Here is a 16947-nt window from a genome sequence, read left to right as displayed (position 1 = left end):
CTCAAGACACCTTGGCGGCTGCTGAATGGGGTGTGGCGTACTTGCGTAGTTCCCGTCGCGCCACCGTGCGCTTGTGTACCTCATCCGGACCGTCGGCGATGCGCATAGCGCGCAGGTGGGCCCAGAATGCGGCGAGGGGCGTGTCATCGGTGACACCTGCACCCCCGTGGACCTGAATGGCACGGTCGACGATCTTGAGCGCAACGCTGGGCGCGTCGACCTTGATCGCGGCGATCTCTGTGGCGGCCGCGCGGTTGCCGACGGTGTCCATTAGCCAGGCCGTCTTGAGGGTGAGGAGGCGGGCCTTCTCGATTTCGATACGACCCTCGGCGATCCAGTCTCGGATGTTGGCGCGCTCGCTGAGCGGCTGTCCGAACGTCGTGCGGTCCTGGGCGCGGCGGCACATCAGTTCTAGGGCGCGCTCCGCCATGCCGAGGGCACGCATGCTGTGGTGGATTCGTCCCGGCCCGAGACGGGCCTGTCCGATGGCGAATCCTTCACCTTCGCCCTTGAGCAGGTCCTTGGACGGGACAAAGACGTTGTCGAAGACGATCTCGGCGTGTCCCTCACGGTCGTGGTAGCCGAAGACCGGGAGGTTTCGGACGACGCTCACGCCGGGCGCGTCGATCGGGACGACCATCATGGACTGCTGTCTGTGCGGCGCCTCGGATGGGTCGGTCTTTCCCATCACGATGAGCACGCGACAGTTCCGATGCATGGCGTTCGATGCGAACCACTTCTTGCCATTGAGAAGGTAGCCGCCGGATCGAGGTTCCATGCGCAGCCCGATGTTCGTCGCGTCTGAGCTTGCGACGTCCGGTTCGGTCATCGCGAAAGCCGAGCGGACCGTCCCGTGCAGCAACGGCTTGAGCCAGCGCTCCTTGTGCTCGTCGGTTCCGAAGAGGGTCAGGACCTCCATGTTGCCGGTGTCTGGCGCACTGCAGTTGCAGGCCTCTGGCGCCAGATGGGGGCTGCGGCCCATGATCTCCGCGAGGGGTGCGTACTCCAGGTTCGACAACCCGGGCCCCCACTCGGGATGCGGATGGAAGAGGTTCCACAGTCCACGGCGACGCGCCTCGTCCTTCAACTCCTCGAGGATCTCGGGATGGTGGTGGGGGTCACCGGCCGCACGCATCTGCTCGTGGTAGACGGCCTCGCCCGGGTAGACGTGTCGATCCATGAAGTCGAGGAGTTCGGCCTGATACGAATCTGCGCGTTCGGAGGTGGTGAATAGGTCACCCTGAATGGTCGACATCGAGCATCTCCAAGTCTTGGGCAGGCTGGCTGCTCAACGGGCACGAGACACCGTCATCTAACTCGGATTCAGGCGATTAATCAAGCACTGTTCGGATAATGGGCTGATCCTGCACCCGGCGAGTCAGGCCTTTGCTGCGTCGCTCCGTCGAAGTGGCGTCCCGACTACGAGATCGAAGTCTCGAGCTTCCTCCCAGATGGACAACGTCCGCGCACCGAGGGCCTCCTCGGACCCCGTAACCGTGAGGACGTAGCGGCCGTTCGCCGGGCGGGGCACCTGGTAGCGGCCTTCGTGGTCGGTCGTGGTCGTGGCGACCAGTTCGCCCGTACTGCGCGTGAGGATCACCAGCGCGCCGGTGATCGGATAGGCCTCGGAGTCACAAATCCTGCCCCCGAGTATGAGCCTGTCGCGCAGCACGATCGGGGGGACTGGAGATCCACCACCGAGGGTCACCATCCGCGACCGCGGCATCCAGCCGTCAGCAGCAGTGATCACCAAGTAATCGCCTGGACGTGGGACGGCTGCTGCGAACCTTCCTTCAAAGTCCGACTGCCCCCAGTCCACCGCGCAGCCATCGGGGGTGAGGACCGTGACGACCGCCTGTCGCACAGGAACACCTTCGCCGGAAAGCACTTGTCCCTGAACGATCTGTGCGCGCGTGGTGTTCTCGACGCCAGCGCGGTCGTCCTTCGGCGCGTACTCAGGCATGCGGAGCATCGGGACCGCGATCGCGGCAGTTGCCACAGCAGCCACGGCCGCCAGCCAGAACACCAGCATGAGTGCGTCCAACGTGGGCAGAGCCCGCCCTCCAATCGAGACTGCGGAGGCGGTGGCGATCGCGGCAGTGGTCGCGCTCGCGGTCGAGGTGCCGATCGAGCGGATGAGCACATTGAGTCCATTGGCCGACGCGGTCTCCGTAACCGGCACTGCACGCATAACCAAAGTCGGCAACGGGCTGTACACGAGCGCGGTGCCGACGCCAACCACTACGCATCCGACCACGATCTGCGCGAGATCGTGACTGTAGAAGACACGCCACATGTACGAAGCGCCCATGAAGAGCGCGCCGAGGATAACGGTCCATTGCGGCCCGATCCGGCGCGACATCCAGGCAGACACCGGGGCCATCAACGCGAAGGCAGCTGCGTTGGGAACCATCCACAGCCCCGTGTCGAGGACGTCGAGCCCAAGGCCGTAACCGGTCTGAACCGGCAGCTGGAGCAGCTGGGTGGTGATGAGCATGTTCGCGAACATGGAAAAGCCACCGAAGAGCGACGCCAAGTTCACCAGGACGACTGATCGCCGTGCGGCCACTCTGATGTCGACGAGAGGACGGGGGGTTCGAAGCTCGATCGGGATCCATACGGCGAGGACCGCCGCGCCTCCAGCGATGCAGAGAACCGTGTTGGGCTGGGTCCAGCCCCATTGACCTCCTTTGGACAGGGCAAGCAACAGGGAGGTGAGGGCCACCGAGAGCAGCACGGCGCCTCGCAGGTCGAACGCACCGCTCGTGCGAACGGGCGACTCGGGGAGCAGGACCACCGTGCCGACGATCAGCACGAACGATTCCCGTGAGCCAGAACGACGCATGCCAGTCCATGTGCTCAGCGATCAGACCCGACAGGGGAAGGCCAGCACCCGCTCCGATAGCGAGCGTGGCGCTCACGAGGGCCACGCCGAGCGGCACGCGGTCGCGCGGGAGCTCGTCTCGCATGATCGCGATGGCTACAGGCACGACAGCGATGCCGACGCCTTGAATGGCTCTAGCGCCAATGAGCAGCGGCAGTGCTTGGCTCAGGGCGCCGGCCAGCGAGCCGAGCACCGAGACGGCGAGCGCAGCCACGATCATTCGACGCTTGCCGTACATGTCAGCCAGGCGCGAGATGGTGGGGGTCGCAACAGCACCACTGAGCAGTGTGGCCGTGACCAACCACGAGGTGCTATCGGCAGAAGAATCCAGCAGCCGCGGCAGGTCAGGGAGCAGAGGCAGCAGGAGGGTTTGCTGAAGGGAGACGACGATTCCGCAGGACGACAGCATTGCAACCATGAGCCATGGCTTCGACCTCGGTCCAGCGACCTCCGGATGGGGATTCACGCCGGCCACATCCCGCAGATGCCGCTGCCGCAGACCGAAGCCGCCCGGGCATGATTCTTTCGATCCATTCGTGCCTCCTGGCACAGAACTCGATACCGTCGGCCGTACGCAATCCAGCGGCGTTTGATATGATAATGGTACTTACTTGACGCCGTTGGGCCACGTCAACAACCGCCGCGGACAGCGGTGAATTGGTGGGGCCACCGGTATGGTGCAGGCCTCAGCCGTTTGGCCTGACGAGCGACTCAAGGAGGCTGGGGCTGTGGGACGACCGAAGGTGCCGCTGATCTCCAAGCGCGCCACGCTGGAAGCCGCGCTTCGCATCTTGGACGAAGAGGGCCTTCAGGAGCTGAGCATCCGCAGACTTGCTCGCGAACTGGAGGTGAACGGAGCCTCCCTGTATCACCATTTCAAGAACAAGGACGAGATCCTCCTCGGGGCCGCTCAGCTTGCCCTCGATGAGGCCCGCCTGATGGAGTCTCCCGATTCCGATTGGCGAGAGTGGCTGCTTGGTCAGGCACGGTTCTATAGAGATGCGCTGCTCAAGCATCCGTACCTCGTAACCGTCATTCTCAGCCAGCATCCGCACCGACTCGCTCTACCCTTTTACGATCAGGCGGTCCGCATACTCGTCGAGCAACACGTTCGTGAGGACCTGGTGCTCGCGCTCATTGAGAGCATCGAGGCATTCACCTTCGGATCTGTGCTCTACACCGAGGCGATGCGCGGTGACTCCACGCCCGTCGATGAATCGCTGACAGCCCTCAATCAGGCCCGCGCGCGCGCGATTGCCCGCGTCAACGACGACGTCGTGTGGGAGCGTTCCGTGCGGGCGATCATCGATGCAGTCCCGCAAGCAGATTCGGGTACACGCCGAAGCGGTACCCGCCGGCGGGCCGCCTCCTCTAGCCGTTAGCGATCCTGCTCTAGTCTCAGCGGTCGAGTCCGTGTCGGCATTCTGTGCCAGTGATCAGCGGGACTGCGGATGCGGCAGAGTCCATGGTTCGCCGTCGCGTTCGGCTGGAAGCCGGTCTACGTTCATGACGAACGCCAAGGTCGTATAGAAGCCGATCGCCGCGATCAGCTCGACTGCTCCGGCCTGTCCCCACCGGCCCGCGACCGCCTGAAAGACCTCGTCTCCGACCTGCCCCTCACCCAGGAGCGTAGTTGTGAAGGCATGGACGGCTGCCAGTTCGGGCGGCATGTCAGGCACGTCATCGTTCTCGATCGCGTCGACGATTTTTGCGTCCAGACCACTGGCCTCGGCGTAGCGCGTATGCACCTGGAACTCGTAGTCGCAGTTCCAGTGTCTCGCGGTGATGAGGATGGCCAGCTCGGTGACCTCTCGAGGAAGGTCGAGCTCACGAAACATCGTGATCACCATTCGACCGGTCGAGTTTGCCACCGCCGGACTGCGAAGGAGCGCATCCATCGGTCCACCGATGACCTCGCCGTTGCCGGCGCGGTCGGGGTGGAGGAACGCGACGAGCTGGTCGTTCACCGCCTGCTGTTGAACGTCCATCTCGTCGCGTTGAAGTGCGCCAAAGCGACGGGGACGACGCTTGGTCCGATCTGGCGACATGTCTTCCTCCTTGGAAGATCGAACTTCAAGGCCAACCCGATTCGCGTCGGAACCGGGGTGCAATCAAGGAGGGCTGGTCCTCGGCGACCACGACGCCGAGGACCAGCCCTGTCAAACCGTCAGACTCACGCGCCGATCAGCGGCCAAGTGCCTTGTTGAAGTCCTCGACAGTCTTGTCCAGGTCGGCCTCAGAGACCGAACTGGCGTCGTAGACCTCAAGGTCGGCCGACGACAGCGTGGCGCTCTTGATGTCCGGAAGTACGGATGCGTACCCAGAGCACCACGCCTCCTGACCAGCGGGGGTCATGAGCCAGTCGACGAAGAGCTGAGCAGCGTTGGGGCTCTTGGAGGACTTGAGGATCTCTCCGTACACCGGGGTCGCGAGTGCCGGGAACTTGTCATCGTAGGCAAACCCGACGTTGTCGAGCTGGGCGACAGCTGCCGCCGAAATCGCCAAGATGGCGTCGACCGAGCCTGCGCCCAGTCCCTCCGCGGCGGGACCGGAGAGCGGGTAGAGCGTGGGCTTGAGCTTACCCAGCCGCTCGAACAGATCCGGGTACCGCTTGCGCAGGTTGTAGTACAGCGCCGTGGTGGGCGGATTCCCATCGGGATCATTCATGCCGATGGCCTGTTCGAAGGTGTCATCGGCGAACAGGTCCTCAAAAGACGGGTCCGAATCGACCGCGTCCTTTCGCCACGCATACCCCCACGGGGCGTACAGAGTGGCGACTCGAGTGTTGTCCCCATAGAGCGCCTGGGTGGCGACCGGCTCCTCGGTGTCAACCGGCGCGGCGCCGTTGCGGACCAATTCGTCAGCCGCAAGGACGTCCGGACCGGTGATCTCAGCGAAGTAGTCCTGGTGCTGTGCGTGCCACACCCGGTCAGTCTGGAGCAGGACGTCTTGGGAACCGACCTTCGAGGCCTGTTCGGCGTCGACACGAGTGATCACGTCAGCGGGGCTGTACGCCGTGATCGTCGTCTTGATCCCGTAGGTGGCTTCGAAGGCCTTGGCGACCGTGTCCATGTGGGCGGGGTTTAGAACGCCCCACACCTCGAGCGAGCCCTCCTTCTGGGCGGCCTTGATCAACGGCTCCAGTGCGGGATTGGTGTTGGCCGGCGGTGCGACGCTCGGTTCGTCCGACGTACCCGACTCGGCCCCGCTTCCGCACGCCGCCAACACGAGCCCAGCAAGAGTGGCGCCGACGAGACCGACGAGGCGGCGACGGCTGCTACGAGTGCTCATATTCTCTCTCCTGATTGTTGCTGGCGACCTCGTCGGACTTGACGAGATCGTCTTCGGCAGTCATGCCGCTGTCATCACCGGCAGCGAAGAAGCGGACATCCGACGCATTGACAGAGAGCTCGACTGGCTCCCCAGGGACGAACTCGTCGTCTAGCGGCGTGATGAGACGCAGGCGTCGTCCACCGAAGTCGACGATCACCTCTTGCTCGCCACCGAGATAACCCACGCTCACAAGCCTTCCGCCACCGATGCGGTACGTGTGATCGTCGTGGTTCTTGACCCCGAGAGAGATGCACTCGGCACGCACGACCATCTCGTACGTGGTACCCGAGCGCAGGTTTGACGGAATAGGCCCGGTGACTTCGCAGTCACTCGCACTCCAACGCCCGGATCGGCAGCGGAGGGTGCCCACGTTGCGGTATCCCATCAGCCGCGCGATCCGCAGATTGGCCGGTTCCTGGAACAGTTCATTGGGTGTCCCGATCTGGATGATCGAGCCGTCAGACATCGCGGCGACGCGGTCGCCGAGCAGCATGGCCTCCGACAGGTCATGAGTGACATAGACGCCCGTGAAGCCGACCTCCTCGTGCAGCCGGCGGATCTCCGAGCGGAGCTGCTCACGCAGGGCAGCATCCAGGTTGCTGAGCGGCTCGTCGAACATGACGACCTTCGGCTCGGCAACAAGCGCCCGGGCCAGCGCAACACGTTGCTGCTGACCTCCGCTGAGCTGCGCAGGATGCTTGATCAGCAGCTTGGGATCGAGATCGACGACCTGGGCAATCGACTTGATCTTCTTCTCGCGCTCGACACGTCCCATGCGCCGTGACTTGAGCGGAAAGGCGATATTGTTCCACCCAGTCAGGTGCGGCCACAACGCATAGTTCTGGAAAACGAGACCGATGTCGCGGCGATGAATCGGAACCTGAATCTTGCGCTTCGCGTCGAACACCATCTGGTCGCCGAATGCAATGGAACCCGCGCTGGGGGTCTCCAGGCCAGCCAGGCACCGCAGGGTGGTCGTCTTCCCGCAGCCGCTGGGACCGACGAGAACAAGCATCTCCCCCGGCTCGACATCGAAGGACACGTCGTTGACGGCGACTATGTCGCCACGTCGACCGAACGCCCTCCGTAGGTCCTTGACCCTGATGTCAGACATCGCTGATCTTCTCCTTGTACTTACGATTGATTGCCATGGCGATCACAGCGCCTTCCGGCTCGAGGGGCGGCCCAACATCAGCGCTAGGACGACGCCAACGCCGGTGATGCCACACATGACGAGGGCCATCACGGCTACTGCCGAGTTGTTGCCGTTGACGAAGTTGTCGTACATGGCGGTTCCCATGACCTGGGTTCGGGTGGAGCGAACGAGGACCGACGCAGCGAACTCCTGCGAGGTCAAGATCAGTGCGATCGCGATCGCACTACCCACGGCAGAGCGCAGCATCGGCAGTTCGAGCGTCAAGGTGCGGCGCCACAACCTGCCACCGCACGCAGCGCCGGCATCTACCAAGTTGCTGCCGAGGTTGACCATGCCAACGTAGAAGACGCGAGTGACGAAGGGAACTGTCAGCACGACGTATACGACGATGAGCCCCAAGCTCTTGCCGTACAGGTTCAGCGGTCCTTGCGTGTAAGCCAGAAGGAATCCGACTCCAAAGATCACTGCGGGGATACCGAGCGAGGCGCTGCCAAGCACATCGGCAATCGCAGCAAGGATGCGGTGTTGAGATCGCCGGTAGAGCAACTTGGCGATCAGATATCCAAGCGGGACCACGATGGCCGCCGCCGATAGCGCGTACACGATGCTGTTGCGGATGGACTCGCTGAGCAGCGGGTGGTTGAACACCTCGCGGAAGTGGATCAGGGTGAACTGGTCCCACATGATGTCGCGTGACCAGTACGGCTGGAATGCCACGATGACGACGGATCCAATGGGCGCGATGACGGCGATCAGGCCATAGAGGAGCAGCGCTCCCTGGGACAGCCAGCCGCTCTTTCGGAGCGAGCGTGCCGCGCCCTTGGTGCCGGTTCCGGCAAATCGGTCCTGGTCACGGAGCGCGACCCGCTGGATGATGATGAAGATCAGGCCGGTCACGATGATCGGCAGTCCGTATGCCGAGGCAAGAGGAATGTTCGGCGGCGACTGGGCGGTGCTCTTGAACATCGCGGTCGACAGCACGGTGATGTTCTGTTGTCGGCCTAGAAAGAGCGGGATCGCGAATTGTCCTAGCGCGAGCAGCATTACCGTGAGGGACGAGTAGACCAGAGCGGGCCGCAGAAGTGGCAGAATCACGGTGAGGAACGTGCGACTGGGGGATGCCCCCGAGGCCGCCGCGGCGTCGTAGACCCCTTGGTCCAGTTGTGCCAGAGCGCTGCGAACAAAGAGGTACACGAAGCTGGTCAGCACCGTCGCGGTGACGAACAGTACGAACGGGACCGTGTTGACGTCGAGGGGCCCGCGCCGCAGATCACTCCAGAACGGGAGCTTGCGGAGCAGTTGATTGCCATAGCCGATGCGGGCGTCGAGGAGGTAGACGAACCCGGTCACTGACGCGAGGGCCGGCATCACCAGCGGAACGAACGGCAGAAAGGACAGCCATTGCCGGCGGGGGCTGAGGCCTTGGGCGCCCCACGCCAGCAGGGTGCCGAGCACGGTGCTGATGACCACTGAGCCGAACGCGAGAAGAGCGGTGACCCGCAGAGTCTTCGCCAGGTCGGGGTCATCGAGCATCTGCCGCAGGCCAGTCGCTCCGTCACTGAGCGCCGAGTGAACGACGAAGTACACCGGCGGAAGGCAGAGCAGCCCTACAAAGAGCACCAACACGCCGGCAGAGGTTCTGCTGACTCCGGACCGAACCGGGGCGTAGTCGCTGAGCCGAGGACTCTGCGACGAGGACGGGGCTCGGTGCTTGTTGATTTCGGCGAGCTCAAGCGTGTCGGACATAGCTCCCCCTTTCTCCACTACGGCGTTGTGACGGGCGTAACGCCTCTGCCGAGATTAATCTAACAGTGCTTGATACGGAAGACCTGCGTCACATTTAGACCGGTGCCATTCGGATCGCACCGTCGAGGCGGATCACCTCACCGTTCAGCATCGGGTTGCTGACGATGTGCGCAGCCATGGCCGCATACTCGGCCGGATCGCCGAGGCGACTCGGATGGGGAACCTGTCCACCTAGCGATGTCAGCGCATCGTCGGGCAGCTGCTGCAGCAACGGGGTGAGGAAGAGCCCAGGCGCGATGGTTGCGACACGGATCCGGTGCTGTGCCAAGTCGCGCGCCACAGCCAGGGTCAGGCCTACAACGCCACCCTTCGAGGCGGAGTAGGCCGCCTGCCCCACCTGACCGTCGAACGCAGCGACAGAGGCCGTGTTGATGATCACGCCCCTCTCCTCGGACTCCGAGGTGCTGCCCTGATCGATCATCGCGGCGGCCGCCAATCGAATGACGTTGAACGTGCCGATCAGATTGACCTCGACCACCTTGCGGAAGGTCTCCAAGGGGTGCGGGCCCTTCCGGCCGACCACGCGGGTGGCGGCTCCGATGCCGGCACAGTTGACGACGGCGACGAGTTCACCCCAGGCGGCGGCGCGATCCACCGCTACCAAGACCTGATCCTCATTAGTCACGTCCGCCCCGACGAACTCGACCTGCTCGCCCAGCTCCGCCGCAATCTGAGCCCCTGCCGAGGACGGCAGGTCCAGCATCACGACCCGCGCGCCTTCGTCGACGAACCGCCGAACAGTGGCCAGGCCCAAGCCCGAGGCGCCGCCGGTAACAATTGCAACGTTCTCTGAGATATCCATGTGATGTGCCTTCGCGTTAGGTCAGAGTCGTTCGATGATGGTGGCGTTGGCCATGCCGCCGCCTTCGCACATGGTCTGCAGGCCGTATCGCCCCCCACTGCGCTCGAGGTGGTTGAGCATGGTGGCCATCAGACGCGTTCCGGATGCGCCCAGGGGGTGCCCCAATGCGATCGCGCCGCCGGCCGGGTTCAGCTTGTCGAGGTCCGCACCGAGCTCGCGTGCCCACACGAGTGGGACCGGAGCGAATGCTTCGTTGACCTCATAGGCGTCAAGGTCAGCGATGCTCAGACCAGACTTCGCGAGGACCTTTTCGGTCGCCGGGATCACTCCGGTCAGCATCAGGAGCGGGTCGCTACCGGTGACGGCGAATGAGTGGAACCGGGCGCGAGGCTTGAGACCGAGGCGGTTGGCCATCGTCTCGCTCATGATGAGCGCGGCGGAAGCTCCGTCGGTCAGTGGCGAAGAGTTGCCGGGCGTGATGACCCAGTCGACTTCGGGAAAGCGCTGTCCGAGCAGCTCATCATAGAAGGACGGCTTGAGACCTCCGAGACCGGCAGCGGTTGTGGTCGCCCGAATGGTTTCGTCCGTTAGGTGCGTCGTGACAGTGCCGTCGGCAGCGGTGACGGCGACAGGCACGATTTCGGAATCGAAGGCACCAGCCGACGTGGCTGCGACGGCCCTGGCATGCGACTGTGCGGAGAACTCGTCGAGTTCGTCTCGGCTGAACTTCCATCGAGCAGCGATGAGCTCAGCGGAGACACCCTGCGCGATCAGGCCCTCCGAGTAGCGGCGCTCCAACGGCGCATACGGATTCACTCCTCCAGCGGATGACCCCATGGGCACTCGGCTCATCGATTCCACGCCGCATGCGATCGCCACGTCGTAAGCGCCGGCAATGACGCCCTGGGCGGCGAAGTGCATAGCTTGCTGCGATGAACCGCATTGGCGGTCAACGGTCGTGCCGGGCACCGACTCGGGCAGGCCGGCCGCCAGGAGAGCGGTGCGAGCGATGTTCGCGGTCTGGTCCCCCGACTGACTGACGCAACCGCTGATCACGTCGTCAACGAACGCGGGATCGATTCCCGTGCGCTCGACCAATGCGGCCAGGGTGGTCGCCAGCAGATCGGCGGGATGGACGACGGAGAGCGCGCCGCCTGGCTTCCCGCGGCCAGAGGCAGTGCGAACGATGTCGACGATTACTGCGGACGGCATGGGTGTACTCCTATTGAGGCATTGAGGTTCGTCGAGTGGAGAGGCCGGCCGTTTGGCCGGCTCGGCATGTCGCTGTGCCGATTTGCCAGCGGTTGCAACTAGTCGGCCGGGAGGCCGAAGACAATTGAGCTCGGCGACGGAACCGAGACTGGTTCTCCGACGGGAACGAGTCCGGCGTCAGGGGCGATGGCGAACACTGCAACGTCGCTCGATTGCCAGTTCGCGACGAGCAGGTATCGCCCCTCCGGTGCGATCGCGAGGCTGCGGGGATCACGACCACGACTCGGCTGGAACCGGTCGAGGCTCGGATCGCCGTCCTCGTTGACGCTGAAGATGGCAATGTGATCTGCACGCCGCACTCCGACGAACAGTGTGCGACCGTCGGGATGCAGTCGTACCTCGGACGGAAGCTTGTCGCCTTCATAGTCGGCGGGGACCAGGGTGTGGGCACTGAGGATCTTGGTCGGGACGAATGCCTGAGACTCCAGAACGTAGAGGCGCGCGTCGCCTTCGGTTACCGCGTACACCCGGTTCCCAGACGGATGGAACTCGACATGACGCGGCGAGCTCCCGTCAGGAAAGGACAGCCGGGACGTGAGTCGGAGCCCGGGATCTCCGGCCTCCTCCACCACCTCGTACGTACTGACTTCGTCACGGCCCACGTCGGCGACGAGCACGCACGACCCGTCCGGGGAAACCTGCAAGTGATGCAGCTTGGACCCGGCGCCCTTGTAGTCGAACACTGCCTCCGGACTCAGCGGTGTCACGTTCTGCACAGCCGTGCCAGCGATGCGGTTCATCTCTGACACCTCTCCCTCGCCCGTCAGCCGAGCTGCGGAAAGGACCCCTCCTCCGAGGTGGCAGAGGTAGGCGACATGCCCAAGTGGATGGACTTCGACGGCAAGCGCCATCGCACCGTGGGACTCGATGAATGACCGCGCACTCAGCCCGCCGTCCGGTCGAATGTCGTAGGCCAGCATCCGAGCCTGCCTGCTGAATTCCGCGGCGTAGAGCATCGGAAGGTTGGGGTGACGCGCCAAGTACTGAGGACTGCGGAGACCGCCACCGGTCGACCCGCAATGCTGCAGGTCGCCGGTAGCGTCGTCCAGAACCAACCACTCCAACCCCGGAGAGGTCTTTGCGCGGACCTCCTCGGGTCGGGGGTAGTAGTTCCAAATGTCATCGGTGAAGCAACCGACGTACACGTTCCACGTGGTCATCGAAACTTCGGGATCACGTCGGTAGCGAACTTTGCAATCTCGTCCCGGTTGAACGGAGCAACCATGCGAAGAACAATCATGTCTGCGCCGGCCTCGACGTACTGACCGACGCGGTCGATCATTTCCTCCGCTGTGCCCGTCAGCGCCGGGCCTTCGCCAGCGGCGTCGCCGAATCCGACATTGACTGCGCAGACCATCTTCTCGGGCTCGGCGGCCGCGTCGAGCAGGATCTGGCGCTTGCGCGCGAAATCTTCTGGGGTGACTGCTGTGCAGTTCCACCCGTCGTTCACGGCAGCGGCCATTTTCAGTCCTAGGCGCTCACCAGTTGCACCGACCCAGATCCGAGGGGAGGACTGCAACGGCGCACCACCACACCGGGCACCTTCGACCCGATAGAACTCACCAGCATGATCGACAACTGGCTCGGTCCAGACCCGCCTGATCAGTTCGATCGCCTCGGCGAGCCGCCGCAAACGCACAGGCGGTGCCTCGAACGGAACGCCGAAAGCGACGTACTCATCACGGTTCCACCCCGCGCCGAGGCCCAGCTCCATCCGCCCCCCAGAAAGATGGTCGATGGTCGCGGCAGATTTGGCCAGCAGCGCCGGGTTGCGGAAGCCATTCGAGTACACCAACGAACCGACCCGCACCCGACTTGTGGTGAGAGCGAGCGCGGCGTGGCATGCCACCGAGTCCCAGGTCTGTGCGTCCGGGGTCGATGCTGCAGGGAGCAGGTGGTCCCAGATACTCACCCAGTCGAAGTCGAGGGACTCCGCCAAGGTCCAGGTGTCCCGCAGCTCTTTGATCGTGCAGTTCTCCAGCGCCGTGTGCGCTCCGAACATCGTCATGAGATCAGCCTTCGGTCGTGTTCTTGAAGCCGGCGCTCGTCACCGCATTCGTGAGGGCATGTCAGGGCCGCACCGGAGACTGTCCGGTCAGCCACTGACCAGGAAGCGTTCCGGTGGCCTTTCCATCAATCTGGGTCATGACGCCCCCGACGGCCGTCGCTCGGTACCCGCCAGCGGGGCGCCGGTACCGCTTCGTGTTGCCCGGGAAGTCATAGACAGCCTCGGGGCGAGCGAAGTTCAGCTGGTCGAGTTCGAACACGATCAGGTCCGCTCGCTTGCCGACCTCAAGGCGGCCGATGTCCGCGAAGCCGTACAGGTCAGCCTGCCGCGAAGTCAGCTGGGCGATGCCCTCTTCGAGGGTGAAATCGCCGCGGTCGCGGACGTACCGGCTGAGGAACAGGGTGGTGTCGCCGCTGTTGCAGTGCGAGATGCAGTGTGCACCGGCGTCACTCGCACCGATCATGACCGCAGGGTCCTTGAGGAAGGATGCCAGGCGGTCAGGGTCCGCGTTGGCCGTGACATAGGCGAGGCCCGGGTGCAGCTCGTTCATCTGGAGCCAGTCGGCAAGTGCGTCGGAGTTGTGGCCTCCGTGCTGTCGTGCCCAGTCGCCGAAGGACTCACCGACGAGGTGCTCGAGGTCCGCGCGCTCGACAGTCTCGATCCGCACTCGGTCGAGGTCCTGGTGCGGGAAGGTCGTCTTCGGGAACTTGTCCCAATCTGCCGCAGCCCGAGCCCGCCAGGCGGGATCGGCCAGCATCTTGGCCTGCTCGGGCTCCTCCGCCTGGAGCAGCTCGTTCCAAGCGGGAACAGCCAGGAAGCCCATCCCGCCCTGGAAGTTAGCGAGGAACTCCTGCGGGTGAGGCGACAGAGTCGGATAGGTCGGAAGTCCCTCGGCCTGAAGTCGCCGCGCGAGGTCGACGTAGGTCTCGATGATCGACGAGTCGCGATCCCAGTCCTGGAACCCGTTCCAAGTCATGACGACACCGGCGCCTCCGGCGAGGCGCGAGCAACGCTCGAGCTGCTCAAGAGAGGTGGGCTGATCCATCATCTGCGAGAGCATCTCGAAGTGCCCGCCATGCTTGCCGGTGACCTTCAGCAGCGCCTCGAGCTCGGCATCGTCGGCCTGCGCTGCGGGGACGAGACGCCCGTCGGCACCACGGTCGAAGAACGAGCTGGAGAAACCCGAGGCTCCGTGACGCAGGGCATCGTCGAGTAGGGCGGCGATCTGCGCGCGCTCCTTCTCGGTCGAGGGACGCTCCCATGCCTCCGCGCCAATGACGTACAGCCGGAGCGCGGACAGACCGACCAGACCGGCGACGTTGACACCGAAACCGCGCGACCGCATCGAGTCGATGTACTCGGGGTAGGACTCCCAATCCCACGGGATGTACTCCGAAAACCCGAGCTCGGGGATTTCCTCGATCACCGCAAACGTCTGGCTAAGACCTGCGCGGTCAGCCTGACGAACCGGCGCGAGGGACAGCGAGCAGTTGCCGAAGAGGATGCTCGTCACGCCGTGCTGGGGCATCGGGTCGCAGGCAGGGTCCCACCACAGCGACGGGTCAAAGTGCGTGTGGCTCTCGATCAGCCCGGGAGTCACGAACGCGTTGCTGGCGTCGAGTTCGGTCTCGCCGTCCTTTGCAAGGTTGGGGCCGATCTCGGCCACCAGGCCGTTGCGGACGCGCACGTCGGCTCGGCGCCGCTCGGCACCGGTGCCGTCGATCAGCGTGCCGCCACGGACGATCAGGTCGCCGCTCGAATCTGTGCTCTGAGACTGCATTGCTATGCCCCTCCTACGTCTAGTGGTGTCTACGTCACAGCATTAACCAAACGGCGCTCGAATGCAATAACCTAACAGTGATTGGATCACTGCCAAGGGAAGGACCAAGCCATGTCAAAACTCATCATCACGACCCGCGAGGGAGAGACCTCCACGGTCGAGGGCCAGGACGGCCTCTCTGCCATGGAGGTCATTCGCGATGCCGGATTCGACGAGTTGATGGCGCTCTGCGGGGGCGAGAGATGCTGCGCAACCTGCCACGTCTACGTCGCCGAGGAGTTTCTCGACCGTGTGCCACCTATGAGCGAGGACGAGGACGACCTGCTCGACAGCTCTGACTACCGCAAGCCGACGTCGCGCCTGTCCTGCCAGATCCCCGTTGGCGGCGATCTCAACGAGCTCCACGTGACGATTGCGCCTGAGGACTGAGAGCCTCCGATGAATCCGTCACCTCACTACGACGTTCTGATCGTCGGTGCTGGCCATGCTGGAGCGGCCGCAGCGGGCGCACTGCGTCAAGCGAAGTTCACCGGTTCGATCGGCCTCGTTGGGGACGAGCCGGAGCCGCCCTACGAGCGGCCGCCCCTGTCGAAGGGCTATCTCGGAGGCGAAACTGCCTTCGAGCGAATGCTCATCCGTCCTCCCGCATTCTGGACCGAGCGCGACATCGCGCTGTGCACAGGCCGGCGCGTCGTGGCAGTGGATCCCGAGGCTCATCGCGTGCGGTGCAGTGACGGTGTCGAAATCGAGTACGGGTCCCTGATCTGGGCAACCGGGGGAACGCCGAGGATGCTGGCCTGCGAGGGCACCACGCTGGACGGTGTCCACACGTTGCGTAGCCGCGCAGACTCTGACCGCATCCGGCAAGAACTCGACGAATCCACGCAGATCGTGGTGATCGGTGGAGGTTACATCGGCCTGGAATCGGCCGCGGTCCTCGCCGAGGCGGGAAAGCAGGTGACCGTCCTCGAAGCGCAGGATCGTCTTCTTGCTCGAGTCGCCGGCGAACCGCTGTCACGCTTCTACGAGGCTGAACACCGCTCACGAGGGGTAGACATCCGGCTCGGCGTGACCGTCGACAGCCTGCTGGGAACTGACCGAGTCGAAGGCGTGCGGTTGACCGGCGGAGAGGTCCTGCCCTGCGACCTCGTGATCGTTGGAGTCGGCATCATCCCCGCCGTCGACGTGTTGCGTGCCGCAGGTGCGAACGGCCTCGACGGCGTCGAGGTGGACGACTCCTGTCGAACCAGCCTTCCCGATGTGTTCGCGATCGGCGATTGCGCTCTCCATCGAAACGCTTACGCCAACGGCGCCCTCGTCCGGCTCGAGTCCGTCCAGAACGCCAATGACCAAGCCGGCGTCGTGGCCCACGCGCTCACCGGCGAACCTGCGACCTATACAAGTGTTCCTTGGTTCTGGTCCAAGCAGTACGACCTGCGCCTCCAGACCGTCGGGCTGTCCCGTGGATATGACGCGACCGTCGTACGAGGTGACCCTGCGTCGCGTAAGTTCTCCGTCGTCTACCTGAGAGACGGTCGGGTCCTTGCGCTGGATTGCGTCAACGCAGTGAAGGACTACACCCACGGACGGCGGCTGGTGGTCACGGGCGCCCGTCCAGATCCCGCGGCTCTTGCGGATCCGGCTGTACCGCTGAAAGAGCTCTAGGACGATGGCCCAGAGCGCCAAGGGCTCGTGTCTCGACTACCACCCCAGGGCGGAGTTGCCGCCGGAGCTCGCGCGGGGTTTCGGTGCGCCCCAACAGCGTCGGACCCTTTGATGCGACATCGCAGCGTTCGACGGCGCGATCCCGGTCAGTTCCTCTCTGCCGTGCTCGCGTCGCGATCGAGGATCGCGGCCGCACGCCTTCTGGTGCCGGTCGGCACCCAGGTTTCCCTGCACGCATCGG

The 16947-nt window shown here is 64.2% G+C and carries 14 protein-coding genes and 1 pseudogene; 3 read left to right on the top strand and 12 right to left on the bottom strand.

Annotation, left to right across the window (positions count from 1 at the left end; all coding sequences use genetic code 11):
• Position 1: 1 nt before the first annotated feature.
• The 3 genes and pseudogenes from ACUP6Y_RS00690 to ACUP6Y_RS00680 form a co-directional block, all read right to left on the bottom strand.
• Positions 2-1255 carry an acyl-CoA dehydrogenase family protein gene (locus tag ACUP6Y_RS00690; protein ID WP_462553683.1) on the bottom strand — a complete coding sequence of 418 codons (1254 nt, stop codon included), beginning with the start codon at positions 1253-1255 and terminating at the stop codon, positions 2-4.
• A gap of 123 nt (positions 1256-1378) precedes the next feature.
• Complete coding sequence (locus ACUP6Y_RS00685; RefSeq protein ID WP_462553682.1) at positions 1379-2815, bottom strand: MFS transporter; 1437 nt, start codon at positions 2813-2815, stop codon at positions 1379-1381.
• A gap of 82 nt (positions 2816-2897) precedes the next feature.
• Positions 2898-3293: pseudogene (locus tag ACUP6Y_RS00680) on the bottom strand (MFS transporter); the annotation flags it as partial.
• 319 nt (positions 3294-3612) lie between these two features.
• On the opposite strand from ACUP6Y_RS00680, the gene ACUP6Y_RS00675 reads away from it, so the two are divergent.
• Complete coding sequence (locus tag ACUP6Y_RS00675; protein WP_462553681.1) at positions 3613-4266, top strand: TetR family transcriptional regulator; 654 nt, start codon at positions 3613-3615, stop codon at positions 4264-4266.
• Between the two features lie 54 nt (positions 4267-4320).
• On the opposite strand, the gene ACUP6Y_RS00670 is transcribed toward ACUP6Y_RS00675, so the two are convergent.
• The 9 genes from ACUP6Y_RS00670 to ACUP6Y_RS00630 all read right to left on the bottom strand — a co-directional run bounded on the left by ACUP6Y_RS00670 (position 4321) and on the right by ACUP6Y_RS00630 (position 15041).
• Positions 4321-4932, bottom strand: a complete 612-nt coding sequence (locus ACUP6Y_RS00670) for a carboxymuconolactone decarboxylase family protein (RefSeq protein ID WP_462553680.1) — start codon at positions 4930-4932, stop codon at positions 4321-4323.
• 136 nt (positions 4933-5068) lie between these two features.
• Positions 5069-6175, bottom strand: a complete 1107-nt coding sequence (locus tag ACUP6Y_RS00665) for an ABC transporter substrate-binding protein (protein ID WP_462553679.1) — start codon at positions 6173-6175, stop codon at positions 5069-5071.
• Positions 6162-7331 carry an ABC transporter ATP-binding protein gene (locus ACUP6Y_RS00660; protein ID WP_462553678.1) on the bottom strand — a complete coding sequence of 390 codons (1170 nt, stop codon included), beginning with the start codon at positions 7329-7331 and terminating at the stop codon, positions 6162-6164. Before ACUP6Y_RS00660 ends, ACUP6Y_RS00665 begins: the two co-directional genes overlap by 14 nt.
• Positions 7332-7373: 42 nt before the next feature.
• Complete coding sequence (locus ACUP6Y_RS00655) at positions 7374-9119, bottom strand: ABC transporter permease (protein WP_462553677.1); 1746 nt, start codon at positions 9117-9119, stop codon at positions 7374-7376.
• A 94-nt stretch (positions 9120-9213) separates the two neighbouring features.
• Positions 9214-9981 (bottom strand): SDR family NAD(P)-dependent oxidoreductase, encoded by a 768-nt coding sequence (locus ACUP6Y_RS00650; protein WP_462553676.1) that lies wholly within the window; start codon positions 9979-9981, stop codon positions 9214-9216.
• Between the two features lie 21 nt (positions 9982-10002).
• Positions 10003-11193, bottom strand: a complete 1191-nt coding sequence (locus ACUP6Y_RS00645; RefSeq protein WP_462553675.1) for a thiolase family protein — start codon at positions 11191-11193, stop codon at positions 10003-10005.
• 98 nt (positions 11194-11291) lie between these two features.
• Positions 11292-12413: a lactonase family protein gene (locus tag ACUP6Y_RS00640; RefSeq protein ID WP_462553674.1), complete on the bottom strand. Its 1122-nt coding sequence runs from the start codon at positions 12411-12413 to the stop codon at positions 11292-11294.
• Complete coding sequence (locus ACUP6Y_RS00635) at positions 12410-13261, bottom strand: LLM class flavin-dependent oxidoreductase (protein ID WP_462553673.1); 852 nt, start codon at positions 13259-13261, stop codon at positions 12410-12412. The genes ACUP6Y_RS00640 and ACUP6Y_RS00635 overlap by 4 nt, the downstream gene beginning before the upstream one ends.
• Before the next feature lie 61 nt (positions 13262-13322).
• Positions 13323-15041, bottom strand: a complete 1719-nt coding sequence (locus tag ACUP6Y_RS00630; RefSeq protein ID WP_462553671.1) for an N-acyl-D-amino-acid deacylase family protein — start codon at positions 15039-15041, stop codon at positions 13323-13325.
• 111 nt (positions 15042-15152) lie between these two features.
• Between ACUP6Y_RS00630 and ACUP6Y_RS00625 the strand changes: the two genes are divergently transcribed.
• Positions 15153-15470, top strand: coding sequence for a 2Fe-2S iron-sulfur cluster-binding protein (locus tag ACUP6Y_RS00625; RefSeq protein ID WP_462553670.1), 318 nt, complete (start codon positions 15153-15155; stop codon positions 15468-15470).
• Between the two features lie 9 nt (positions 15471-15479).
• A complete protein-coding gene (locus ACUP6Y_RS00620) occupies positions 15480-16706 on the top strand; it encodes an NAD(P)/FAD-dependent oxidoreductase (RefSeq protein ID WP_462553669.1) in 1227 nt (408 codons plus the stop codon).
• Positions 16707-16947 lie beyond the last annotated feature (241 nt).

The sequence above is a fragment of the Nocardioides sp. S5-5 genome, from assembly GCF_054954065.1.
The sequence above is the reverse complement of the archived record's forward strand: the minus strand, read 5'-3'. Positions and strand labels throughout refer to the sequence as shown.

Excerpts from the sequence above, each read along its gene's own strand:
- ACUP6Y_RS00620 (WP_462553669.1), top strand. The coding sequence starts at position 15,480 with ATGAATCCGTCACCTCACTACGACGTTCTGATCGTCGGTGCTGGCCAT.
- ACUP6Y_RS00650 (WP_462553676.1), bottom strand. The coding sequence starts at position 9,981 with ATGGATATCTCAGAGAACGTTGCAATTGTTACCGGCGGCGCCTCGGGC.
- ACUP6Y_RS00645 (WP_462553675.1), bottom strand. The coding sequence starts at position 11,193 with ATGCCGTCCGCAGTAATCGTCGACATCGTTCGCACTGCCTCTGGCCGC.
- ACUP6Y_RS00665 (WP_462553679.1), bottom strand. The coding sequence starts at position 6,175 with ATGAGCACTCGTAGCAGCCGTCGCCGCCTCGTCGGTCTCGTCGGCGCC.
- ACUP6Y_RS00640 (WP_462553674.1), bottom strand. The coding sequence starts at position 12,413 with ATGACCACGTGGAACGTGTACGTCGGTTGCTTCACCGATGACATTTGG.
- ACUP6Y_RS00625 (WP_462553670.1), top strand. The coding sequence starts at position 15,153 with ATGTCAAAACTCATCATCACGACCCGCGAGGGAGAGACCTCCACGGTC.
- ACUP6Y_RS00630 (WP_462553671.1), bottom strand. The coding sequence starts at position 15,041 with ATGCAGTCTCAGAGCACAGATTCGAGCGGCGACCTGATCGTCCGTGGC.
- ACUP6Y_RS00670 (WP_462553680.1), bottom strand. The coding sequence starts at position 4,932 with ATGTCGCCAGATCGGACCAAGCGTCGTCCCCGTCGCTTTGGCGCACTT.
- ACUP6Y_RS00660 (WP_462553678.1), bottom strand. The coding sequence starts at position 7,331 with ATGTCTGACATCAGGGTCAAGGACCTACGGAGGGCGTTCGGTCGACGT.
- ACUP6Y_RS00655 (WP_462553677.1), bottom strand. The coding sequence starts at position 9,119 with ATGTCCGACACGCTTGAGCTCGCCGAAATCAACAAGCACCGAGCCCCG.
- ACUP6Y_RS00690 (WP_462553683.1), bottom strand. The coding sequence starts at position 1,255 with ATGTCGACCATTCAGGGTGACCTATTCACCACCTCCGAACGCGCAGAT.
- ACUP6Y_RS00635 (WP_462553673.1), bottom strand. The coding sequence starts at position 13,261 with ATGACGATGTTCGGAGCGCACACGGCGCTGGAGAACTGCACGATCAAA.